Below are 22967 nucleotides of genomic sequence, written 5' to 3'. Positions count from 1 at the left end.
TGAAGTCTGCCTAAGATCGCCCCTCAATGATGTGAAACAACAGACTGTAATCAGCAGCATTGAGAGGGCATGGAACAATTTCAGCATTCGTCAGCGACCTATTTTAATCGGGAACTTTCCTTATTTAAATTTCAGCGTCGTGTCTTGGCACAAGCACTCGATCCGAATTTACCGATTTTAGAGCGCTTAAACTTCCTGATTATTTTTTCCCGTAACCTGGATGAGTTTTTTGAAATCAGGATTGCCGGGCTGATGAAACAGCAAGACTTGAATGCGACTACCCGGACGCCTGATGCTGTACCCACCGAGCTGATTCTACAAGAACTGTCCCAGTCCATTCATGCCACAGTGAACAAACAGTATGAGGTGCTGAAGCATGCGATTTTGCCTGAACTTCAGGCACAGGGGATTCAGTTTCTTCAATACCAGGATCTTCTGGAAAAACACAAGGCCTGGATTGCAGCCTTTTTTGCCAAAGAAGTGCAACCGGTACTGACCCCGATCAGTCTGGATCCTTCACATCCTTTTCCACGTTTGGTCAATAAAAGTCTGAACTTTATTATCAGCTTGGAAGGTAAAGATGCCTTTGGCCGTGAAATCGAGATGGCGATTGTGCCAGCACCACGTTCCTTGCCATGCCTGATTAAAATTCCGGAAGACGTCACCGGAAACAATACCACCCAGATATTTCTGACTGCGATCATCCAGCAGCATATCAGTGATTTGTTTCCCGGCATGAAAGCGACCGGATGTTATGCCTTTCGGGTTACCCGCAATGCCGATCTGGTATTGTCGGAAGATGTTGACGATCTGGCAGTGGCCTTAAAAGACGAATTGTCATCGCGCCGCTTTGGTCGTGCAGTACGTCTGGAAATTGAAAATGACTCTCCACAGAACATCATCGACTATTTGCTAGATGAATTTGATCTGACGGAACAGGAACTGTACCGGATTGATGGACCGATCAATTTGTCCCGCCTGAGTACCAGTTTTGAGCGTCCGGAATTAAAGTATCCGCATTTTAGTCCGGTCATTCCGAAAATTTTCCGTAAACAGAAAAGCATTTTTGAAATTTTGAAGGCGCAGGATGTGCTGCTGCATCATCCTTTTGATTCATTCCAGCCGGTGATTACTTTACTGCGCGAAGCGGCCAAGGATCCGGCGGTGCTGGCGATCAAGCAGACGCTGTATCGCAGTGGTCCGGACTCGGAAATTGTTCAGGTGCTGGCAGAAGCTGCACGGAATGGCAAGGAAGTCACGGCCGTGATTGAACTGCGGGCGCGTTTCGATGAAGAATCTAATATTATGGTGGCCAATATCCTGCAAGAAGCCGGGGCAGTGGTGGTGTATGGTATCGTCGGTTATAAGACCCATGCCAAAATGATTCTGATCGTCCGGCGTGAAAATCAGGAATTACTGCGTTACGCGCATTTGGGTACCGGAAACTATCATGCCGGGAATGCCCGCATGTACACCGATTATGGCCTGATGACCACACAGCCGGATATCTGTGAAGATGTGCACCGCATGTTCCAGGAACTGACCGGCATGGGGAAAATGGCCAAACTGAAAGCCTTGCTGCATGCACCGTTTACCCTGCATAGCGAACTGCTGAAACTGATTGATCAGGAAAAGGCATTTGCCCTGGCCGGCAGAGCCGCACATATCATTATCAAAGTGAATGCGCTTACCGAACCGCAATTAATTGCTGCCCTGTATCAGGCTTCGCAGGCTGGGGTAAAAATTGACCTCATTGTCCGTTCAATCTGCTGTCTGATTCCACAAGTCACCGGCATGTCAGAAAATATTCAGGTACGTTCAATCGTTGGGCGTTTCCTGGAACATACCCGGGTCTATTATTTTGAGCATGGCGGCGCCAAGAAACTGTATTGTGCCAGTGCTGACTGGATGGGGCGCAATCTGTTTTCTAGGGTCGAAACCTGTTTCCCGGTGCTGGATCCAGAGCTGAAAAAACGGATTTATAAAGATGGTCTGATCAGCTATTTAAAAGACTGTCAAAATGCATGGGAGTTAGATGCCGATGGTCAGTGGCATAAAGTTCCCTGTCAGGATCCGGCCCAGCCTTATAATGCCCAGCAATATCTGCTGGAACAAAAACAGTTAAAAATTTAAAGGGTAGTCCAAGACACACTGGCGTATTTTTTATACCCATAAAAAAGCCGGATGTTGAATCCGGCTTTTTTAATTGCAACATTCAGGGATATTTATGAGGCTTTGGACTGTTTGGATTTTAGAATTTCGGTTCTAAAAGTCTGTGCCAGCTCGGCGCTTTCAGCATCCATCCCATTCACCACAAAAGCATGACGGGTCAGGACATTGGTTGGATTCGGCATGCTGACCAGCTGGAAGTGATCACTCACATCTTTCAGCAAGGTGTTCGGTACATGTAAGGCACTTTCTTTCGCGACCAGATGCTGAGTCAGGCGCTCAGCGGCCTGTACCGAGCTGAGCTGCATCTCCTCGACTTTAGAAGCAATCGCGCTGCGGGTTTGTAGCACAAAACGTTTTTCTTCACGATAGCGTTTATACAGGACTTCCGAAAGCAGCTGGAACACAGCACTGATCATGGTCAGGCAGGCCAGGGCATTCGGTTTGTCTGCCGCGATACTGATGGTGGCACCTTTTTCATCAAATTTATGTACGGTACAAATATCAGAACTATTCAACTTATAGCGTTGCACACAGAGTTCGGTGGCTTTATTCAGAAAAATCTGGCAAAGATTGAAATAAGGCACCGAAACGGTTTTATTCACGCTATCCAGTAACTGTTTTGGATCGTAGAACTGGATGTTTAAGCTCAGGCTATCGCTTTCCAGTACCGCCGGCTTATGTTCTTTTTCTTTGGCTTTGTTCTTCACTGCCTGTTGGGCTTGGGCAATCGCCAGTGCCGCATTATGCTTTTCCTGTTCCAATGCCTGGGTCAGGGTCTGAATCTCGAATTTCAGTCGCGATTCGTTATTGATGCGCGCCAGATATTCGGTTCGGCTTGGACGTGCCACGGCACGATAAGCGACCCAGAGCAGACCATGAATGATGAACGAGAACAAAATTGCCAGCCATTGTGTCCGCAGAATTTCACCAATACTTGGTTCAATCAGAGTGATTTCAATCACACCGACTTTTTTCTCATTTTGCAGCGCATCACGGACAAAAACTTCACCCTCGCGGGTTTTGGTCAGTCCGCCAGTGGCTAAAACCTGAGCTTTCGCATCTAGAATCCGGATGGAAGCGACACTTGGATTGGTGGCATAACGATTTGCCAGCAACGCCAGAGAAACGCGGTTGGGTGGTTCAAGCTCAGACAGGCTGTCTGTCACCAGTTGACTGGTGATCAGCTGTCCCTGATTGGCACGGTTTTCATTCAGTTGGTGAGTGGTTGCCAATACCAGTAAAAAGGTATGCAGAGCAAAACTTACAATCAATAGGCTAGCAAATAGCCCTTGTCTAGGCGCATTCAACGTAAACTTCCAAGGCAATTCTGTTCAATTTCGATTATGATTCTAACAATAGTTGTAGCTCAGACCCGAGTCAATTCATGCGAGAAATCATTCTTATATCATTCTTAGGACCTGACCAGCCTAATCAATTTACACGATTAATGCAGGTTTTGTCCGCCCATTCCTTACAGATTTTAGATGTAGGGCAAGCGGTTATTCATAATCAGTTAACCTTAGGTATTGTTGTAGCCTCTGAAGACCAGACAGCGACAGCATTAGCCATGAAGGAGATCCTGATTCTAGCACATGATATCGGGTTAACTGTGCGCTTTAAACCGATCTCTGCGACTGAATATGATCAGTGGGTCAAAGAGGGTGGACGCACACGTTATATCGTAACGGCATTGGCCCCTGAATTAAATGCCTCTCATCTGCAAGCCGTGACCCAGATTGTCTCGGGTCAGGGTTTTAATATTGAAACCGTGACCCGTCTGTCTGGTCGCCCCATTTTAGATGGCCAGAGCAGCGGGCCAAAACGTGCCTGTGTCCAGTTCGGTTTAAGCGGACAGATGCTAGATGCAGCTGCCATGCGCGCGGCCTGCCTCAGCCTGTCGAATGAACTGAATGTCGATGTCGCGGTACAAGAAGACAATGCCTATCGCCGTAACCGCCGTCTGGTTTGCTTCGATATGGACTCAACCCTGATCGAACAGGAAGTTATTGACGAACTGGCGATTGAAGCCGGTGTTGGTGAACAGGTCGCAGAAATTACCGAACGTGCTATGCAAGGCGAGCTGGACTTCCAGCAAAGCTTCCGTGCACGTGTCGCCTTGTTAAAAGGCATGGACGCTTCGGTACTTCCGAAAATTGCCGAGCGCCTGACGATTACCGAAGGAGCTGAACGCCTGATTTCGACTTTAAAAGCACTAGGTTACCGTACTGCAATTCTTTCTGGCGGCTTTCAGTATTTTGCTGAATATCTGCAAACTAAACTGGATATTGATGAAGTGCATGCCAATGCACTCGATGTTCAGGATGGTGTTGTTACCGGTGAAGTCAAAGGCCATATCGTCGATGGCGCACGCAAAGCACTCTTGCTCGGTGAAATCGCCCAGGAGATGGGAATTTCCCTGGAACAAACCATTGCAGTCGGTGATGGCGCCAATGACTTGCCAATGCTCTCGATTGCAGGCCTCGGTGTGGCTTTCCGTGCCAAACCTCTGGTACGCCAAAACGCCAATCAGGCAATTTCTAGCGTCGGTCTGGACGGTGTGCTGTATCTGCTCGGTGTACATGATAAAGACCTGAACCGTGCATAAGTACAGGCTTTGATTGATTTTAAACGCGACCTCCGGGTCGCGTTTTTTATTGCTTATGATGTGAGTTGCATAAGTGAGCGATGAAATTTGCCTACAAAAACATCGATCATCTTAAACGGAAAAATAATTTTTTAACTTAAAAAAACTACTGATAATTTTGTAATGACACGCCAACATTGGCGCAGTCATTGATCCACAAAAATGTGAAAAGCAAAAAATGTAATGACAATATAATATCGCGACAAAGTATGTCGTTAGGCTGGAAGACAGGACTTTTTTTATGCAAAAAACTCAGCATAATGCAGGCATAGAGATACAAATCAACAGATTCCATTTTATTGATTTAACGAAATTCAATAGATAGAAGCGTTGCAATATCAAGCGGAAACTATCTATCTGGATGGAGGGGGTTATATGGTAACAGCGAATTTAGCAACGATTGTGGGCTTCAGTTTAGTCGCTGTAGCTGTGCTTGCTGTGTTCTTCTCGCCTTATCGTCGCTGGTTAAGCTTTATGGCGGCCGGGATGCTGGTATGGGGCCTGATCGAGGTGATTCGTGTAGGAACTCAAACCTGGTTTGAGCTACCAATGACGTATAGTTACCTGAGCGCGTTAACTGCGGTCATGATGGTCGTGACTGGCCTGTTGTTGCGTGAAGATCGTCGTGCTGAGCGTGCTTTGGCAAAACGCCGTTGCATCGAACATACGCCAGTGTATGAAGACGACCAGCAGCAGCTTTCAAGCCGTTAATTCTACAAGTTGTAATGAAAAAAATGCACCCACGGGTGCATTTTTCAGTTTGGAAATATGATACAAACTGCATAATCCACCTAGCCCAGAACTATGCTAGGATATTTGTCAATTTTCGTACAATTAGAATAGGCATCCTCCATGAAACTGTCGTCCATTCCTGTGTTAAAACTTCCTCTTGTTGATGTAAGTACAGATCCGCTGGACTTACTGGTCGCAGGTTTAGCATTACGTATGAAACAGTTGGCACGTACCAGCCCAAAATTCATCGAACTGGTACATGGGCGTCAATTCCGCATCCAGATTGGTACGGATGAGGGGATGGCACGTCAGATCATTGTGAATAACGACCATATCGAGACCGTTTCTGGTGATGCTGAAAAAGCAGATTTTGTTTTGCAGTTTGCTGACAGTGAGCAGGGCGTAAAGACTTTAATTAAAGGTGATCCGACCGCATTTATGACCGGCATGCAAAGTGGCACCATCAAAATGGAAGGTGACTTCGGTTTGCTGGTCTGGTTTAACCAGGTGGCGAAGATGATTCCACCAAAACTGCCAAAGCCAGTCAAAGAAAAAGTGAAAATGGTACGTCAGTTTATTAAAGAAAAAACTGGTAAATAAGTTAAAAATCTTTCATCCAACCTTTTCTTTCTCCCTTTGGGAGAAACACAAAGAGGGGTGAAAGGATGAAAGATTTTTTAAAAGAAAAAGTCCTCAATTCGAGGGCTTTTTTACTGAATCATTCAACTTCCAGATTAAATGTCACCGGCCCATCATTGACCAGATGCACTTTCATGTCAGCGGCAAAAATACCGGTTTGTACATGTTCAAACTGGCGTTGAGCATATTCTACTAGCTGCTCATAAAGTGCTTTAGCCTCGGCAGGTGGCATGGCCGGGCCAAAGTCTGGACGTAAACCCTTGTGGGTCTGTGCCATCAAGGTAAATTGTGAAACCAGAAGCAAACCACCTCCGGCTTGGGCAACATTCCAGCCCATTTTGCCCTGTTCATCATCAAAGAAGCGATATTTCAATATCTTATCAATCAGCTTTTTGCCTTTTTCCAGATTATCTTCTTTACCTAAGCCCAGAAAAACCAGAATACCTTTGCCAATTTCTCCGGTGGTTTCACCATCGACCACGACTTGGGCTTCCAGTACCCGTTGTAATAATGCACGCATAATCAATTTCAGTCAGATTTAAAAATGCCGCCATTGTAGCAAGATCAGACTCATCTATTATTAAGTTAATGTCTAAAAAACGGGCTTAATTTATTGATTATCATTGATAATATTTTAAACTATCTAAAAACACGATCGTAAGCATAAAAATTATCTGTTTTATCTATTTTTTACTCTCAAGTATCTTAGCTGCATGCAGGAAAGGTATTAAATTGAGAGATTTAGAAATGTTTAAGCGTTCATTACTTGTTGCAATGCTTGCAACGGTGACAGCTGCCCAAGCTGCGCCATTAACCAAAGATAACGGGGCACCAGTTGGCGACAACCAGAACTCGATCACTGCGGGTCCACAAGGTCCAACTTTGCTGCAAGATGTGCAAGTGGTTCAAAAACTGCAACGTTTTGGTCGTGAGCGTATTCCTGAACGTGTGGTTCACGCACGTGGTACAGGGGCTTATGGTGAATTCGTTACGACGAAAGATCTGTCTGATTTAACGATTGCTTCTTTATTCAAGGCCGGTACCAAAACTCCAGTTTTTGTGCGTATGTCTACCGTCATTCATGGTAAAAGTTCACCAGAAACCCTACGTGACCCTCATGGTTTCGCCATCAAATTCTATACCCAGGAAGGTAACTGGGACTTAGTCGGTAACCAGACGCCAGTCTTCTTTATCCGTGATGCGATCAAATTCCCGGATTTCATCCATGCGATGAAACCAAGCCCGGTCACCAATGTACAAGATGCCAACCGTGTATTTGACTTCCTGTCTAGCCAGCCTTGGGCAACCAACATGCTGACTTATGTTTATGGCAAGCAAGGTGTCCCAACCAGCTACCGCGAACAGGACGGTTTCGGTGTACATGCCTACAAACTGTATAACGACAAAGGCGAATACAAGTACGTGAAATTCAACTTCCGCTCTAAACAGGGTGTGAAGGGCTTGAACGTCAAAGAAGCGGCTGTACAACAAGGTAAAGATTTCAATCACTTGACCAATGATCTTTATAACAACATCTATGCAGGTAATTTCCCGAAATGGGATCTGTATATCCAGGTGATTGATCCTAAAGATCTAAACAGCTTTGATTTTGATCCGTTAGATCCAACCAAAATCTGGCCAACTGAGCTGGTTCCAGAAACCAAAGTCGGTACTTTGACGCTGAACCGTATGCCGAAGAACTTCTTCAACGAGACTGAACAGTCGGCATTTGCGCCAGGTAACCTAGTACCAGGTATCGAGCCATCAGAAGACCGTCTGTTACAAGGCCGTATCTTCTCTTATTCAGATACCCAAATGTACCGTTTAGGCGCGAATCACCAGCAAATTCCGGTGAACCGTCCAGTGGTAAATGTGAACAACAATAATCAGGATGGCTACATGAATATCTCTGAGCGTGACTCGGATGTGAACTATGAGCCAAGCCGTAAAGAGCCAAAAGCTGCAACTGCGAAAGCACGTGCGGTTCAAACTCCACTTACTGGCACAGTTCAGCAGATCGGTACCAAAGAGCAGAACTTCAAGCAGGCTGGTGAACTTTACCGTTCATACACAGCTAAAGAGAAAGATGACCTGATCATGAACCTAGCTGCTGATCTGGGCAATGTCAAAGATTCAGAAACCAAGCACATCATGTTGTCTTATTTCTATAAAGCAGATGCAGACTACGGTACCCGTATGACCAAAGCAGTCAACGGTAACCTGGCGACGGTTAAAGCCAAAGCTGCAAAATTAAAAGACTAATCTCGATTGGTCTTGAGGAACTGGTGACTAGGGTATAGCGCATCACCTCCGAAAAGTCCTGTAAAACTCCAAACCTTTCCTGCACCCTAGGGGGAGTTTTACAGGCACTCCGTTTCTATCTCATCTCAGGTGAATTGAATCCTGAGTGACTGAAATTTTCTTTTCGATTTCTGTTGGAGTTCATCATGAAATTTATGCCAAAAGCATTTTTAGCCAGTATTCTTGCCTTCAGTTGCGCATTCGCAACTACTGCTGAAGTAAAGAGTATCTCCCCTGCAAAAACTGCGGCAAGCGTTCAGATGACCTCACAACAGGAATTGGTCGACCTGTTCTTTACTGCGGCCAAAATTGGCAATAGCGAAGTGATCAACGAATTTTTAAAGCATGGCTTTCCGGTCGATGTGCGCAATAAAGACGGTTATACCCCGCTGATGATGGCGACCTATTATGGTCATCAGAGTATTGTTACAACCTTGTTGAAACATGGTGCAGACCGCTGTGCCCGAGACAACCGCGGCAATACCGCTTTAATGGGGGCCTTGTTCAAAATGGAATTTGCCATTGCCAAACAGCTGCGTCAGATGGATTGTGATGCCCAAGCCAAAAAGGCCGGACAAAAAACCACGGCTGAATTTGCTAAAGTGATTGGCCAGGAAAAACAGCTACAAAAAATCATCCAGGAAGCAGAAAAATCTAAAGCAAAAGCATATAAATAGGCTGTTATTTACAGCAGTACTTTGGTCTATATTTCTCCTGGCTGTACGTAAATCCTGCATTATTGCACGACTTTTTATGCTTTAATGCAGAGATAAGCACAGCGATATTCCCTTAGTTATGGCTCCAATTATCCATTCTCTGTTAGATACTGACTTGTACAAATTCACCATGTTACAAGTGGTCTTACACAAGTTTCCGCAAACGCATAGTGTCTACCATTTCCGTTGTCGTAATCTGGAAGATACAGTCTATCCACTGACGGATATTCTGGATGATCTCAATCATCAACTGGACCTGCTGTGTCAGCTCAAATTCAAAGAAGATGAACTGCAATATTTAAGAAGCTTACGTTTTATCAAAAGCGATTTTGTGGATTATCTGGAACTGTTCCAGCTCAAGCGCCGTTTCATCAAGGCCAGTATCGACAGTCAAGGCCGTCTGGATATTGTGGTGGAAGGCCCGATGGTTCAGGCGATGATGTTCGAGATCTTCGTACTGGCGATTGTCAATGAACTGTATTTCAGCCGCATTCGCACGCCTGAAGTGTTGGCTGAAGGCGAACACCGTTTAAAAGCCAAAATCGAGCTATTAAAACAGTATGATGCTGCGCAAAACCCCAATGATCCACCATTTTTGGTGTCAGATTTTGGTACGCGTCGCCGTTACAGTTTCGATTGGCAAAAGCATGTGGTCGAAGAATTTCACAAAGCCGCACCGCATGTGTTCCGTGGGACCAGTAATGTACTGTTAGCCAAAGAGCTGGGAATTACCCCGATTGGCACCATGGCGCATGAATTCCTGCAAGCTTTTCAGGCGCTGGACGTACGTTTACGTAATTTCCAGAAATCTGCACTGGAAAGCTGGGTACAGGAATATCGTGGTGACTTGGGCATTGCCTTGACCGATGTAGTCGGGATGGATGCGTTCTTGCGTGACTTTGACCTGTACTTTGCCAAACTGTTTGATGGCTTGCGTCATGATAGTGGCGACCCTTATGAATGGGGTGACAAGGCCTATGCACACTACAAAAAGCTGAAAATAGACAGCAAAACTAAGATGCTGACCTTTAGTGATGGCCTGAATCTGGAAAAAGCCTGGAAATTGCATCAGTACTTTAAAGACCGTTTTCAGGTCAGTTTCGGCATTGGCACCAATCTGACCAATGATATGGGGCAAACCCCACTCAATATTGTGCTGAAACTGGTGGAATGTAACCGTCAGTCAGTAGCCAAAATCTCGGATAGTCCGGGCAAAACCATGACCGATAATGATACGTTCTTGGCCTATTTGCGTCAGGTTTTTGAGATCAATGAACCTGCTTAAGTCAGTTTGAACAATTCATAATTTTTAAGAACCGTTTCTATATAGAGGCGGTTTTTTTATGCAAGCTTATTTAACACCAGGGTTTAGCTAAAATCTTGCTAATCATCTGCAAAGAAAGCACATCAGTGTAAAAACCAGCTGTGCTAAGATCAACAGGATTTGACCAATAATAGCCATGATAACGATGACCGCTGCAGCTTTTAATTTTGGCCTGCTGATTGAGGCAGAAGATTTAGTTCCCTATTTGGGCCATGAAAAACTTCGTATTGTCGACCTGAGCCGTGCCTCTGTGTATGAGCAGCTGCATATTCCGCATGCCTTGCATTTAAAGCCTAAACTTCTGGTGCGTCAGGAAGAAACGGCGATGGGACTGTTACCGGATACCGAAGGCTTGCAGGCTCTCATTGATTATCTGAATATTTCTCCTGAGCATCATGTGGTGGCTTATGATGATGAGGGCGGGGCATGGGCAGGGCGTTTGCTCTGGAACCTACATTGTCTGGGTTTTGAAAATACCAGTCTGTTGAATGGCGGGATTCATGCCTGGCTCGGTGCTGGTTTGCCGACTTCTTCCAGTCAGGAGCAGTTTGCACCAGTGAAGAACGTATTGCAGGTTAATCTCGAGCATCAGGCGAATTTTCAGATTGGCTATGATGAACTGCGCCAACAGGTTGAAAATCAACAGGTTCAAATTTGGGATTGCCGCACGCAAGATGAATATACTGGCCTACGTTTAGCGGCTCGACGCGGCGGTCACATTCCGGGAGCACGTCATTTTGAATGGAGTACTGCCCTTAATCGCGAAAATCATTTAAAATTACAGCCTTTACCACGTACTCAGCAGCGTCTGGAACAACTGGGCTTTGATTTGAATCAACCCGTTGTGGTGTACTGCCAGTCCCATCACCGCTCAGGTTTGGCCTATATTCTGGGTCGTTTACTGGGCTGGAAAATTCGAGCCTATGATGGTGCGTGGAGTGAATGGGGCAACCGCCTCGATAGTCCAATCGCTACAGGGGAGCTGCCATCTTGAGCATCAAATCACGTTTAAAACAACAGTTTTTTATTAAAGCTCAACGATTAGTACCGCAACATCGCTTGTCTCGGGTGGTGGGTAAAATTGCCGCCAGCGAAAACCCGATTATCAAAACTGCTGCAATTACTGCCTTTAAGGCGCAGTATGGTATTGATATGTCGATTGCTGAACAGGCCAATGCCCTGAAATTCAAATCATTTAATGAATTTTTTACCCGTGCCCTAAAAGAAGGTATCCGTGCAGTTGATCCAGATGCTACGAGCATTGTTTCGCCTGCAGATGGTGCGATTTCCCAGCTGGGTAAAATTGAAAATGGCGATGTGTTTCAGGCCAAAGGCCAGAAATTTACCGTTGAAGCACTGATTGCTGATCCGCAACTGGCCGAGCCATTCAAAAACGGTGAATTTGCGACCGTATATTTGTCGCCACGTGATTATCATCGGGTGCATATGCCATTTGCTGGCACCTTGACTGAAACGTTATATGTACCGGGCGAGCTATTCTCGGTCAATCAGGTGACCGCAGAAAATATTCCGGGCCTGTTTGCACGCAATGAACGTATGGTCTGTCTGTTTGATACTGAAATCGGCCGTATGGCGGTGGTATTGGTCGGTGCGATGATTGTGGCGGGTATTGAAACCGTGGCAACCGGCAAAGTGAAGCCTTCAGGCCGGATCGAACTTAATCAGCATGATCTGTTCCTGGAAAAAGGGGCAGAACTGGGTCGTTTCTACCTCGGTTCAACAGCAGTGATTTTATTCGAAGAAAATAAAATGCAGTGGGATGCCGTATTCAAGGCCAATTCTTTGGTGAATATGGGTGAAGCGCTGGGGCATACAGTTTAAAGATTTTACCCTCCCTTTATTAAAGGGAGGTTGGAGGGATTAAATATTTTCTCGTTTAGAATAAATAAAAATCCCCCTCAGTCCCCCTTTAAAAAAGGGGGATTTCCTCTCCTATTAAGGACACGGTTAGAGAGAGATCCAAATAAAAAAAAAGCACCCTCAGGCGCTTTTTTTTATTTCTAGAAATTTATCGTTTCACGACGATGGAATCGATCCCGCTATTCTGCAAGGTTTGCTGTGCGATAATCGCGGCTTCTGCAGAATCATAAGGGCCTGAAACCACGCGATACCAGACTTTGCCATTTTCTACACTGCGTACCACATCGGCAGATAAACCATTGAGAATAATTTCAGCACGGCGGGCATCGGCCTGATCTGGATCATCAAAGCTGCGAACTTGCAGAATATAACTGGCCGGAGCGGCAACGGGTGCTTCGCTGGCTTCTAAACCAGGCTCAGTTGTGGTCGCCTCAGGTGTAGCCACTTCAGGTCGAGGTGCTTCTACAATCACTACCGTATCCTGATTTTTGTTTTCAGGGACGGCCTGTTCAGGAATCGGCGTCACTTGCTGTTGTGGTAACAGGTCATAAAAACGATAATCTTTGTTGGTATCTTCTTCTTGGACAGATTCAGCACTTGTTTGAGTTTTCGGTTTAACCGGTTCCCATGGCTTCCAGAGCATCAGTGCCATCAAAAAACTTAACACGATTAAAATGATCACGAGTGTGCCGAGCCAGGTTGGAATAAGTGGCTTTTTAGGCTTATTCGGTCTTTCAGATACACCGCGTTGCGTTTTTCCAAACACTTGGGATTTTCCTCTTATTAATCGGGACATATAGAAAAGGCATAACAGCAGTTATGCCCCTACTATCACTTCATCCTATGTGATCAGGATACAAAAGTCATCCTCTAGATCACAAATCACACAGAATTTTAATTTATCTGTATCTTCAAGCACATAGCTAAAGTTACAAAATGTCTGCTCAGCAGATAAACGGCAATGTTTTGCTTACATGCTCACTTCGAGCATAGCTCTTGTCTTGCATCAATGCAAAAGCAGTGCTTTGACTATTTACCTTCTTGCATCAATGTAAAAGCAGTGCTTTACATTTCTGCTTCGAGCCTAGCTCTCGCCTTGCGAGCATGCAAAACAGTGTTTTGCTTACATGCTCTCAGGAGCTGATACGCCAAGCAGTTCCAGACCGTTACGCAGTACCTGACGCACGTTCACTGATAACAATAAGCGTGCTTGGGTCAATTCAGCATCATCACCGAGTACTTTATTGTCGTTGTACCAGCCGTGGAATAATGCTGCCAGTTCTTTTAGGTAGTTACCGATTTGATGCGGCTCATAGCTGTTTGCAGCACGGACCAGAATTTCTGGATAGGCCGCCAGCTTGGCCAGGATTTCAGTTTCAGCATCAAGCTCCAGCTTAGCCGCTAAATTACGTGCCGCTGTAGCATCAAAGTTAACATTGGTAGAAGCTGCTTTTTCTAACATACGACAGATACGGGCGTGTGCATACTGGATGTAATACACGGCGTTGTCCTTGCTTTGTGACACAGCAAGATCCAGGTCAAAATCAATGTGCTGTTCAGACTTGCGCATCACGTAGTAAAAACGAGCGGCATCATTGCCGACTTCTTTACGCAAATCACGCAAGGTCACGAACTGACCTGAACGAGATGACATTTGTACCATCTCGCCGCCACGCCATAGGCTCACGAACTGAACCAGAAGAACCGTTAATTTTTTCGAGTCATAGCCCAACGCATCAATGGCCGCTTTTACACGTGCGATATAACCGTGGTGATCCGAACCCCAGATATCGATGATATCGGTATAGCCACGTTGTAACTTGTTCAGGTGATAAGCGATGTCAGATGCGAAGTAGGTGGTCTGACCATTACGGCGTTTTACGACACGGTCTTTTTCATCACCGAATGCAGTGGATTTAAACCAGATGTTGCCATCCAGTTCATACAGGAAACCACGCTGGTCTAAAGTCTGTAAGGCTTCTTCAATTTTGTCTGTCAATGATTCTTCGCTGAACCATTGATTGAAGGTTACACCGAACTCGCCCAAGTCATCTTTAATATCATCCAGAATCGCTTTAAGCGCGGCTTGCAAGAATACGCGGTAGCCTGTGCCAATTAACGCTTGTGAGTTAAAGATCAAACCATCAATGTGTTTTTCTTTATCACCAGACAATACGACTTTATTGCCATCAGCATCTAATTCAGCAGCAAATTGCACATCTTCAGGCACATCTTTATACACGTCAGCCACAGGGCGTACATAGGTGTCGCCATCCTGGTCAATAATGCTTTGCGCGATTTCTTTAACGTAGTCGCCTTGGTAGGCATTTTTGGGGAACACCAGTTCCTGACCCGTTAATTCTAGGTAGCGCAGATAAGTCGAAGTCGCCAGAATGTCCATTTGACGGCCAGCATCGTTGACATAGTATTCACGGTCGACTTTTGCACCGGTCGCTTCAAGCAGGTTCGCAACCGTCATACCATACGCAGCACCACGACCATGACCCACATGCAGGCTGGAGGTCGGGTTGGCAGACACGAATTCAACCTGGATACGTTTGTCGGCATTGACCTGGGTACGACCATAAGTCGCCTGTTGTGCCTGAATCTGATCGAGGACTGCAAAGCGCTGGTCGGCATTCAGGAAGAAGTTAATAAAACCAGGACCGGCAATTTCTGCCTTGCTGATATCCGCCACTTCAGGCAGGGCATCAAGAATTTTTTCCGCTAAATCACGTGGCTTCATACCCGCAGCTTTCGACGCGATCATGGCAATATTCGACGCAAAGTCACCATGGCTTCGGTCTTTGGTACGCGTCAAATTACTTGTATTGTTCCAGTCAGATGGGAGTACGCCTTGTGCCTGTAAAGTGTGCACTGCATGATCGAGAGCTGCTTGTATTGCCGTATTCATAATCAGTCGAAAATAGAGATCGCAGAAAAACAGCAAATATAGCAAATTTCAGGCTGTTTAGGTAAAAGCATTTCTAGGGAATAAAAAGTAGAGGATCACTTCGTTAGAAGTTTTTGACTAAAGAAAGGGAAAATCAACGGATTAATCCCGTGAAAATAAAACCAGTTTAAGCTCAATGATTCAGATGAAAAAAACAATGCTCCACCGTATAGAATTTGGCTTATATTAGTCATCTGAAAACAGTAAAAAGAGCATGTCGTGGCTGCATCACAACGTCCGACCATTATCGGTCATATTCCTAAACTTCCTGCAAAATGGGCATTGATTATTGTGCCTTTTATCCTTTCCTGCCTGATGAGTGGCATCATTTCCATGATCAATATGCTGCGTAATCTCGGCTGGATTGATGGATTTATGGCACTCTGGTTTCATAACTGGATGATTTCCTGGGCGATTGCCTTTCCGATTGTGGTGACCTTATTGCCGTTCGTACGCAAATTCACTGGGCTATTGGTCGATATGTCCGGACCTCAGCCACCCAAGTGATCATTTTTAAATTTAATCGGGTGGGGGCAGCTCTCTGACGATTTAAAAGCTGGGCTGTAAGAGGAAATAGCTTCATCAGCTTTAAATTAAATGCTCTACCGCCGCCCGGATAATCCCGAGCACCAGACCGATACAAGCACCGACCACGACACCATTGACCCGGATCATATGCAGGTCACCGCCGACTTCATTTTCAATCTTGTCGATCATCTCGCTTGAATCCCATTCGTGAATGCGCTCGCTGATAAAGCGAATCACTTTTTCACTGTACTGGTCACTCAGGTCAACCGCGATAGAGCTCAGACGTTTATTCAGCAGCTCACGTACCGAGGCATTCGAAATGATATTTTCTCCGACCTGTTGAATGGCAATTCTGAGATTTTCCGCAATACCCGAATCCGGTTTTTGCAAGTCTGCCTTGATCGCATCACATAAAATCACCACCGCACCGCTGATAAAATTCAGCACTTGTGGGCTATCCAGTAAGGCATCTTTGGTTTCATTCAGACGCTGGCTGGCTTCACTGTCATTATCCGCCAGCTGTAACATCCAACTATGTCCCATGTTCTCAATTTTGAGTCGCCATGGATGATCTGGATCGGCCAGCATGGCTTCAACGCGCCCGATCACGGAATCAATACTGCGTTGCTGCACATCAATCCCGATCCAGCTGGCGCCTTTGGCCAGTTTCCACACCCCCATTTCCTTAAACAGGTTACGGGTCAGCTCACGGGTTTGTTCAGGATGCGAGGTCATCCAGGCATGCACCACATCCAGTCCACGCTGTAGCACATCCTGATGGAAATCATTGTCCAGAACGGCATGCAGCATTTCGCTGGCTAGGGTATTGATCTGGGTATTTTTGACCCATTGCACGCTGTTGCTCTGGATAAATCCGGCAATCTGTTCCTGTCCCACAAATTCAAAAATTTTAGGCACCGTCTGTTGAATGACCTGAGTCACTTGGGCATTGTTTTGTGGATTGGCCAGCCAGCGTCCTGCAGCCAGACTCAGGTCGGTACTGTCCAGACTGCGCTGTACAATTTGCGGAGAAAGAAAATTTTCCTGCACAAAACGGCCCATCGACTCTGCAATACGGGCCTTGTTGCGTGGAATGATTTCGGTATGGTCGCGTAAAAACTTGGGAATGGGCAATCTGCCAAAAGGGTTACGAAACAGCACGGTAATCGCATACCAGTCCGCAAGACCACCGACCACACCCGCTTCTGCCGAGAGCATCAGAATATGAATGAGCCAGACATATTCAGGTAGCAATTTGGCTGCCACCATCAATGCCAACCAAGTCAGTACGGCGATCACCAGGGCGATGGTCGCAAAACGTTTACTGCGTTGTAAGCTCGGGGAGATACGCTCTGTCTGCATAGATCATCCTGTCAGGAGGGATTGGCCGGTTGCGGTTGCAGCACTGCACCGGATGGACTTAAACCATATTTAGCCCCAAGTGACTGTAAAATCAAGCGGGCATCAAAGGCATCTTGAGGTGCCTGATTGGCCTTGAAGCATTCAATGGTATAGGCCACTTGGGCAGGATCCAGAGTCACGGTATAAGGACGGTCATAGAATGGGTCTGGCCAGAACCCCGGATATCGGCGGTAATAGCCGTATGGATAAAAGCTTGGTGCCGGATAGACGATGGCTTGCCGTGGAGGTTGCTGGGTGCGGTTACTTGGATCATTCAGTACTCTGAAGAATTGAAAACCATTTTGTACGGTAGTCTGTGCGGCTTTGAGCAGGGTAATTTCTTCAGCTGTGCCAAAGCTCATATTGGGACGGGCCTGAAAGCTGATACGGTAAGTGTTGCTGTTGAGGGGAGTGGTACTGTAGCGACCTAACTGATCAAATGTTAAGGGCTTTGAGGGTGTGGTTGCACAGCCAGTCAGGCTGATGGCAGCAATCATACTCAATCCCAGTAGCATGTTTTTCATGTTCGATCTCCTGATGCAATGATCCAGTCCAGACAGCCGGTCTTAAAAAATCTTAAAAACTGCTATCGGGCTGGGTCAGGAAAGTAAGTTCTTCATCGGTCGAGTCACGACCCAGAATCTGGTTTCGGTGCGGGTAACGTCCAAAGCGGTCAATAATGACCTTGTGCTTTTTCTCGAATTCCAGATTGGTCGGATTCCCCAGACGCTGAAACAGTTTTAAGGCGAATTCATGAATCAGTTTGGATTCGCTGTGCATAAATGGCATATACAGAAAGGCACGCTGTTCCGGACTGAGCTGTTGATCCAGGTTCAGGCTGATGGCTTCCTGAGCCAAGGCCAGTGCCAGACTGTCTTGGGCGAAAGCTTGGGGAGAATCACGGAATAAATTTCGTGAAAATTGATCTAGCACAATAATTTCGGCCAGCCGGCCTTCTGCGGTTTTACGCCAGCCCCAAAGTTCAGCCTGGGCTGCCTGCTGATGGGTGCTCATGAACTGCTGCGCAATACTTTGGTCGAATTCATGACTTTGGCTAAACCATAAGGGCTGGCTGTCCGCATGAAACCAAAAGTCTAAAATATCTTGATAATTCATAATATTTACAATTCATTAGCATCTATTTGTTAATAAAATCACAAATTTTCCATGTCTTATAGAGGAAGTTTGTGTTAAAAATTTGCCAAATTAAAAATCAATGGTTTGCCTGAAAACTAGGCAGCCTGTCATATGCCGGCACGAAATCACGTTATACTGATTAAACCGATGATTTTAATTTAATAATTTAGCCCCCTTAAGCGAGATTGTAATGAGTCAACCTGAATCGACTTCCCAAAATGTATTACCGACCTGGGTCGAGTCGTCACTCATCAAAGGCATGCTGCGTGGTATCGAGCGTGAAAGCTTGCGTATGCAAAGTGATGGTTTCCTGTCACAGGCAGCGCATCCTCGTGCCTTGGGTTCAGCCTTGACTCATCCACATATCACCACGGACTATTCTGAAGCGTTGATGGAGTTTATTACTCCGCCACAGGACAGTATTAAAAAAGCGCTGGACTATCTCAGCGATATTCATGCGATTGTGCATCGTCATCTGGAAAATGATGAAAAGCTCTGGCCTTTGTCGATGCCGTGTATGCTGGACAGCCGCGATGACAGCATTCCGCTGGCACAATATGGCAGCTCGAATATCGGTCTGTTTAAAACCTTGTATCGTCATGGTCTAGGTGTGCGTTATGGCCGCCGTATGCAGACGATTTCAGGCGTGCATTACAACCTGTCTTTCCCGGACCATCTCTTCGAGGCACTGCAACAGCAGGAACAGGACGAAGCGCTGCAAGCATTGAGCTTGCAGGATTATCGCAGCCATCGCTATATGGGCCTGATCCGTAACTTTATTCGTCTGACCCCACTGGTGATGTTCCTGATCGGGGCCAGTCCGGCAGTCTGCCAGTGCTTTATGACTGGCCGTGATCATTTCTTGCTGCCATTGGTCAAAGGCACTTTGTATTCGCCTTATGCGACCGCGCTGCGTATGGGACGTTTTGGCTATCAAAACTCTGCGCAGAAACAGCTCGGTATTCACTACAATAATTTGCAGGACTATCTGGACGGACTGCAAAAAGCCGTTAAAACGCCGTATAAACCGTTTAGTCGTCTGGGACTAGATGATGCCAATGGCCAGCCGATCCAGATCAATGATCATGTGTTGCAAATCGAAAATGAATATTACAGCTTAGTGCGCCCGAAACAGGTGCCACTCGCGGGTGAAACCCCGTCACAGGCACTGGAAAATCGTGGGATTGCCTATGTCGAGCTGCGCGCAGTCGATGTCAATCCATACAGCCCGATTGGCATTAATGAAGATACGGCCGGTTTCCTTGAAGTGCTAGCCTTGTACTGTTTATTGCAAGATAGTCCGGCACTACTCAGTGATGAACAGGATATTATTGAGCAGAATCAGGCCGAAGTAGTGAACCGTGGTCGTGCGCCAAATGCCGCAATTATGGAAAATGGCCAGTCTTATCCGATTGAAGACTGGTGTGCTATGCATTTGCAGCGCATGCATCCCTTGGCCAAGCTGTTAAATTCGGCCTATGACAGTACTCTCTATACCGATGCATTAAAAACCATGATGATCCGGGTTGATGAAGTCGATGCCACCTTGTCTGCCTTAGTCGTAGGTGATACACGTGAACAGGGCGGGATGTGGCATTTTGGCCAACATCTGGCACAGCAACATAGCAGTGTCTATGAAGAACATCAGCTCAGTCCGGAAACACTGGCTTATTTTGAAGAAATGTCAAAAAAGTCATTGCAGCAGCAACAGCAACTCGAGCAAGATAGCAGCGTCATTTTTGCTGATTATTTAGCCCAATATCGATAAAAAATAAGAGGATTCACCATGCAATGGGGTTATCGCTTCGTGAGTGGTATGTTGTTTCTGGCTGCTGTCATCGGCATGGCATTTGCCTTATATCTTGAGCATGTACAAGGTCTGGCGCCTTGTCCGCTCTGTGTGTTTCAGCGTGTTGGATTAATCGGACTCGGGATCATCTCACTGATCGCATTCCTGCATAATCCCGCATCTAATCTCATGAAGCGGCTATATGCCTTGCTGGGTTCGCTCAGTATTTTGTGGTCTGTGGGCGTGGCTGCGCGTCATGTCTGGTTACAGAACCTGCCACCGGATCAGGTGCCGAGCTGTGGTCCCGGTCTGGAATACTGGCTGGAAACCCTGCCGATGCAGTCTGTACTGCAACAGGTCTTAAATGGTTCAGGGGAATGTGCCGCGATTGACTGGACCTTCTTGGGTCAATCCTTGCCTGTCTGGTCTTTGATCTTTTTCAGTATTTTATTGCTGATTAGCCTGTGGCAACTACTGCGTAAATATAAAAAGGCACCGGTTAAACGACTCAGAGATAAATATTAATTCCGTATTTAATAAAAAAGCCCTCAATCGAGGGCTTTTTTATTTGCTTCAGTTTAGGTCAGGGCTATGCCTTCCAGACTGTCCAGATCCATCACATATTCATGAATCTGATCAAAGGCTTCATCTTCTACACTTGGATAGAACCAGCGCGCCACCTGCTCGGCCACTAGCGGATGATACTGAATTTCAAAATGGTTCAGGCCGTAAAAAATCGCCTTGTTTGCATCGGGGACTTTGAGCTGGAAACGCGGATTGGGATGCTCGCCCAAAGCACTTTTAATACTGACCAGATAATCACCAATTACATGTAAGGTCTTGTTTTTTCGGTTTTCAAACTCGATGGTACCGGCGACCAGATAGGTATCGATATGCGAGGGAATTGGGGCAGGTTTACGGTGATCGTCCATAAAGCCGATCCGTAGCGGATTATGCTCCCAGTCATCATCCCGGACGCTGCCATGGCGTAAATCCAGAATACCGTTACTGCGAATATTGACCAGATGGCCAAGCAACCGGATCAGTGGAAAATGTCCGAGTTTGTCCTGCAAGCTAAAACCAAAACGTTCCAGTACCGCACCATGATGCGGTGAACCCAGACAGACCAGCTTCTCCACCATGTTGACCCAGCTATACACATTCTGCTTGCCATAGAACAGTGCGCTGCGTGACACCAGTCCACCCATGCTATGGCCGATCAGGTCAATACTGGTAATTCTAGGATTGCGAACAACCAGATCCTGTAAGGTATTCGCCAGACTGCGACCATTGGCAGAAATCCGGCGTCCAGTATTGTAATTCAGGTAGAGCATGGTATTGCGGTCGCGCTGCGCCAGTAATTTTGCCCCAATGCCTTCATATTTGCGATTTGACCAGTCTAAATGGTTCATGCATAAGCCATGTACAAACAAAGTAATACGACCGCTTAGCTCACCTTTTTGCAGCGAGCCATAATGGTCATAGATCACCATCGGCAGGGCTAGAGGGTTTTGATATTTCAGCAGATAATCCCCGATAATGCCATTTAAGACACTGACCAGAAAATGCAAGGAAGGTGTCAGCGGTTTATTATGCAGTTTAGGAAAGCGTTCAATAATCTGGCGCAAAGCAGGGGCAATCAGGGTATTGCCGTAATGAAACAGCATGTCATAAGACATTTGATAGAGCCGCACAATCGACGGAATATTCTGAATTTTTTCAGAATTATTTTCACTTAAACCGAAAATACTCATTAAAATTTCGCGTTGAATACTCTTGATCAGCTCCTGGATCACATCGTTAAAGCGCATCGTTACCAGCTGCGCCAGACCTTCCAGTACATCGGCCTGACTCGGCGGGGTTCGATCCCATCGACAATAGGTTTCATGTAACGGTGTCAAACTTGGCATCTGATCCTGTCCTTTCAATGAGCCGCATGTGGTGCCATCTTTCTTTTTAAAGAACTTCGCGGTATAAATTCTTTTTCTTGTTGAGTTTCCTGATTTTGAGGGCCTCAGCTTAAAATAACGAGAATGAGAGAAGATTTTGAGCTTTTTTGTCAGACAATTTAAGCAATTAACTGGTCTTATAACGTAGTGTACTTCACATTATTTAAATTAAATTTTGATGATTGATGGGTTTTTTGTTGGTAGTTCATGAATATCATTTATTTGCATGGTTTTAAGAGTAATTCGAACTCGATCAAGGGGAAATTGCTGCAACATTACTGTGCAAAGTATCCTGAAATTCAGGTACATTTACCCGATTTAAACATGTCACCGAAGGCTGCCATTGCGTATGTTTCTGGCCTGATTGAATCGATGCATGATGTGGCGTTACTGGGCAGCAGTCTCGGCGGATTTTATGCGACACATCTGGTCGCACAGCATGCTGTGCCTGCTGTACTGATCAATCCGGCAATGCGACCATGGCAACTGTTTCGTGAACTATTTGATGAGCAACTGCCTTATCAGGTTCATCCGAAATGGTGTCTAGATGAAGCAGATCTGGTACAACTCCAGCAATTGGCCCTGCCTGTTGCACAAGATGCAGACAAAATACTGGTTCTGCTGCAACAAGGCGATGAAGTTTTGGATTATCGTGAAGCACATCGTTATTATAGTGCTGCGTATCCCCCTGCAATACTGATGACTGAAGCGCATGGCAGTCACGGGATGGATGATTTTGCGGAAAAAATTCCGTTCGTCTTACAGTTTTTATTGGACTGCATAAAAAAGGAAACCGAATAA

General features: G+C 46.0%; 21 protein-coding genes. 13 read left to right on the top strand and 8 right to left on the bottom strand.

Annotated features, from left to right (window positions below):
- The first annotated feature begins 69 nt into the window (after positions 1 to 69).
- Entirely contained in the window at positions 70 to 2133 is a 2064-nt protein-coding gene (ppk1, locus tag AC1IR0_RS05390; protein WP_409651401.1) for a polyphosphate kinase 1, read from the top strand.
- 92 nt (positions 2134 to 2225) lie between these two features.
- Here the strand turns inward: ppk1 and AC1IR0_RS05385 are convergent, their stop codons facing one another.
- Positions 2226 to 3479, bottom strand: coding sequence for a hypothetical protein (locus AC1IR0_RS05385; RefSeq protein ID WP_004729076.1), 1254 nt, complete (start codon positions 3477 to 3479; stop codon positions 2226 to 2228).
- Positions 3480 to 3556: 77 nt separating this feature from the next.
- On the opposite strand from AC1IR0_RS05385, the gene serB reads away from it, so the two are divergent.
- The 3 genes from serB to AC1IR0_RS05370 all read left to right on the top strand — a co-directional run bounded on the left by serB (position 3557) and on the right by AC1IR0_RS05370 (position 6148).
- The gene (gene serB, locus AC1IR0_RS05380) at positions 3557 to 4777 is read left to right on the top strand and encodes a phosphoserine phosphatase SerB (protein WP_409651404.1); all 1221 of its coding nucleotides are present in this window, start codon (positions 3557 to 3559) and stop codon (positions 4775 to 4777) included.
- Positions 4778 to 5191: 414 nt separating this feature from the next.
- Entirely contained in the window at positions 5192 to 5527 is a 336-nt protein-coding gene (gene aciT, locus AC1IR0_RS05375; RefSeq protein WP_004647188.1) for a ciprofloxacin tolerance protein AciT, read from the top strand.
- Positions 5528 to 5668: 141 nt separating this feature from the next.
- The gene (locus AC1IR0_RS05370) at positions 5669 to 6148 is read left to right on the top strand and encodes an SCP-2 sterol transfer family protein (RefSeq protein WP_064095120.1); all 480 of its coding nucleotides are present in this window, start codon (positions 5669 to 5671) and stop codon (positions 6146 to 6148) included.
- Positions 6149 to 6266: 118 nt separating this feature from the next.
- Here the strand turns inward: AC1IR0_RS05370 and dtd are convergent, their stop codons facing one another.
- Complete coding sequence (gene dtd, locus AC1IR0_RS05365; protein WP_213686584.1) at positions 6267 to 6707, bottom strand: D-aminoacyl-tRNA deacylase; 441 nt, start codon at positions 6705 to 6707, stop codon at positions 6267 to 6269.
- 227 nt (positions 6708 to 6934) lie between these two features.
- On the opposite strand from dtd, the gene AC1IR0_RS05360 reads away from it, so the two are divergent.
- The 5 genes from AC1IR0_RS05360 to asd all read left to right on the top strand — a co-directional run bounded on the left by AC1IR0_RS05360 (position 6935) and on the right by asd (position 12370).
- The gene (locus AC1IR0_RS05360; protein ID WP_409651410.1) at positions 6935 to 8449 is read left to right on the top strand and encodes a catalase; all 1515 of its coding nucleotides are present in this window, start codon (positions 6935 to 6937) and stop codon (positions 8447 to 8449) included.
- Positions 8450 to 8634: 185 nt separating this feature from the next.
- A complete protein-coding gene (locus tag AC1IR0_RS05355) occupies positions 8635 to 9165 on the top strand; it encodes an ankyrin repeat domain-containing protein (RefSeq protein ID WP_409651413.1) in 531 nt (176 codons plus the stop codon).
- Between the two features lie 118 nt (positions 9166 to 9283).
- Entirely contained in the window at positions 9284 to 10489 is a 1206-nt protein-coding gene (gene pncB, locus AC1IR0_RS05350) for a nicotinate phosphoribosyltransferase (RefSeq protein WP_004729084.1), read from the top strand.
- Between the two features lie 184 nt (positions 10490 to 10673).
- Positions 10674 to 11522, top strand: coding sequence for a sulfurtransferase (locus AC1IR0_RS05345; protein ID WP_005094948.1), 849 nt, complete (start codon positions 10674 to 10676; stop codon positions 11520 to 11522).
- Positions 11519 to 12370, top strand: coding sequence for an archaetidylserine decarboxylase (gene asd / locus AC1IR0_RS05340; RefSeq protein ID WP_180038132.1), 852 nt, complete (start codon positions 11519 to 11521; stop codon positions 12368 to 12370). Before AC1IR0_RS05345 ends, asd begins: the two co-directional genes overlap by 4 nt.
- 187 nt (positions 12371 to 12557) lie before the next feature.
- Here the strand turns inward: asd and AC1IR0_RS05335 are convergent, their stop codons facing one another.
- Together AC1IR0_RS05335 and argS are read right to left on the bottom strand one after the other, a co-directional pair.
- A complete protein-coding gene (locus AC1IR0_RS05335) occupies positions 12558 to 13175 on the bottom strand; it encodes an SPOR domain-containing protein (RefSeq protein WP_005245641.1) in 618 nt (205 codons plus the stop codon).
- 357 nt (positions 13176 to 13532) lie between these two features.
- Positions 13533 to 15323 carry an arginine--tRNA ligase gene (gene argS, locus AC1IR0_RS05330; RefSeq protein ID WP_409651417.1) on the bottom strand — a complete coding sequence of 597 codons (1791 nt, stop codon included), beginning with the start codon at positions 15321 to 15323 and terminating at the stop codon, positions 13533 to 13535.
- A gap of 258 nt (positions 15324 to 15581) precedes the next feature.
- On the opposite strand from argS, the gene AC1IR0_RS05325 reads away from it, so the two are divergent.
- Positions 15582 to 15869, top strand: coding sequence for a DUF2798 domain-containing protein (locus AC1IR0_RS05325; protein WP_004647201.1), 288 nt, complete (start codon positions 15582 to 15584; stop codon positions 15867 to 15869).
- A gap of 81 nt (positions 15870 to 15950) precedes the next feature.
- Here AC1IR0_RS05325 and AC1IR0_RS05320 read toward each other — a convergent pair whose 3' ends face one another.
- The 3 genes from AC1IR0_RS05320 to AC1IR0_RS05310 are packed head-to-tail and all read right to left on the bottom strand — an operon-like array spanning position 15951 to position 18407.
- Complete coding sequence (locus tag AC1IR0_RS05320) at positions 15951 to 17252, bottom strand: DUF445 domain-containing protein (protein ID WP_409651420.1); 1302 nt, start codon at positions 17250 to 17252, stop codon at positions 15951 to 15953.
- Positions 17253 to 17263: 11 nt separating this feature from the next.
- Positions 17264 to 17815, bottom strand: a complete 552-nt coding sequence (locus tag AC1IR0_RS05315; protein WP_004647203.1) for a CC0125/CC1285 family lipoprotein — start codon at positions 17813 to 17815, stop codon at positions 17264 to 17266.
- A gap of 52 nt (positions 17816 to 17867) precedes the next feature.
- Complete coding sequence (locus AC1IR0_RS05310; RefSeq protein WP_114540923.1) at positions 17868 to 18407, bottom strand: DUF924 family protein; 540 nt, start codon at positions 18405 to 18407, stop codon at positions 17868 to 17870.
- A 211-nt stretch (positions 18408 to 18618) separates the two neighbouring features.
- On the opposite strand from AC1IR0_RS05310, the gene gshA reads away from it, so the two are divergent.
- Positions 18619 to 20196: a glutamate--cysteine ligase gene (gshA, locus tag AC1IR0_RS05305; RefSeq protein ID WP_409651424.1), complete on the top strand. Its 1578-nt coding sequence runs from the start codon at positions 18619 to 18621 to the stop codon at positions 20194 to 20196.
- An 18-nt stretch (positions 20197 to 20214) separates the two neighbouring features.
- Complete coding sequence (locus AC1IR0_RS05300) at positions 20215 to 20742, top strand: disulfide bond formation protein B (RefSeq protein WP_004281272.1); 528 nt, start codon at positions 20215 to 20217, stop codon at positions 20740 to 20742.
- Positions 20743 to 20795: 53 nt separating this feature from the next.
- On the opposite strand, the gene AC1IR0_RS05295 is transcribed toward AC1IR0_RS05300, so the two are convergent.
- Entirely contained in the window at positions 20796 to 22127 is a 1332-nt protein-coding gene (locus AC1IR0_RS05295; protein WP_409651428.1) for a PGAP1-like alpha/beta domain-containing protein, read from the bottom strand.
- A gap of 246 nt (positions 22128 to 22373) precedes the next feature.
- On the opposite strand from AC1IR0_RS05295, the gene AC1IR0_RS05290 reads away from it, so the two are divergent.
- Entirely contained in the window at positions 22374 to 22967 is a 594-nt protein-coding gene (locus tag AC1IR0_RS05290; RefSeq protein WP_409651431.1) for a YqiA/YcfP family alpha/beta fold hydrolase, read from the top strand.

It is taken from the genome of Acinetobacter sp. 129952 (genome assembly GCF_056642055.1).
Note: the sequence above shows the minus strand (reverse complement) of the source record. Positions and strands in the feature narration are given on the sequence as shown.

Excerpts from the sequence above, each read along its gene's own strand:
- ppk1 (WP_409651401.1), top strand. The coding sequence starts at position 70 with ATGGAACAATTTCAGCATTCGTCAGCGACCTATTTTAATCGGGAACTT.
- serB (WP_409651404.1), top strand. The coding sequence starts at position 3,557 with ATGCGAGAAATCATTCTTATATCATTCTTAGGACCTGACCAGCCTAAT.
- aciT (WP_004647188.1), top strand. The coding sequence starts at position 5,192 with ATGGTAACAGCGAATTTAGCAACGATTGTGGGCTTCAGTTTAGTCGCT.
- AC1IR0_RS05370 (WP_064095120.1), top strand. The coding sequence starts at position 5,669 with ATGAAACTGTCGTCCATTCCTGTGTTAAAACTTCCTCTTGTTGATGTA.
- dtd (WP_213686584.1), bottom strand. The coding sequence starts at position 6,707 with ATGCGTGCATTATTACAACGGGTACTGGAAGCCCAAGTCGTGGTCGAT.
- AC1IR0_RS05360 (WP_409651410.1), top strand. The coding sequence starts at position 6,935 with ATGTTTAAGCGTTCATTACTTGTTGCAATGCTTGCAACGGTGACAGCT.
- AC1IR0_RS05355 (WP_409651413.1), top strand. The coding sequence starts at position 8,635 with ATGAAATTTATGCCAAAAGCATTTTTAGCCAGTATTCTTGCCTTCAGT.
- pncB (WP_004729084.1), top strand. The coding sequence starts at position 9,284 with ATGGCTCCAATTATCCATTCTCTGTTAGATACTGACTTGTACAAATTC.
- AC1IR0_RS05345 (WP_005094948.1), top strand. The coding sequence starts at position 10,674 with ATGACCGCTGCAGCTTTTAATTTTGGCCTGCTGATTGAGGCAGAAGAT.
- argS (WP_409651417.1), bottom strand. The coding sequence starts at position 15,323 with ATGAATACGGCAATACAAGCAGCTCTCGATCATGCAGTGCACACTTTA.
- AC1IR0_RS05320 (WP_409651420.1), bottom strand. The coding sequence starts at position 17,252 with ATGCAGACAGAGCGTATCTCCCCGAGCTTACAACGCAGTAAACGTTTT.
- AC1IR0_RS05315 (WP_004647203.1), bottom strand. The coding sequence starts at position 17,815 with ATGAAAAACATGCTACTGGGATTGAGTATGATTGCTGCCATCAGCCTG.
- AC1IR0_RS05310 (WP_114540923.1), bottom strand. The coding sequence starts at position 18,407 with ATGAATTATCAAGATATTTTAGACTTTTGGTTTCATGCGGACAGCCAG.
- gshA (WP_409651424.1), top strand. The coding sequence starts at position 18,619 with ATGAGTCAACCTGAATCGACTTCCCAAAATGTATTACCGACCTGGGTC.
- AC1IR0_RS05300 (WP_004281272.1), top strand. The coding sequence starts at position 20,215 with ATGCAATGGGGTTATCGCTTCGTGAGTGGTATGTTGTTTCTGGCTGCT.
- AC1IR0_RS05295 (WP_409651428.1), bottom strand. The coding sequence starts at position 22,127 with ATGCCAAGTTTGACACCGTTACATGAAACCTATTGTCGATGGGATCGA.
- AC1IR0_RS05290 (WP_409651431.1), top strand. The coding sequence starts at position 22,374 with ATGAATATCATTTATTTGCATGGTTTTAAGAGTAATTCGAACTCGATC.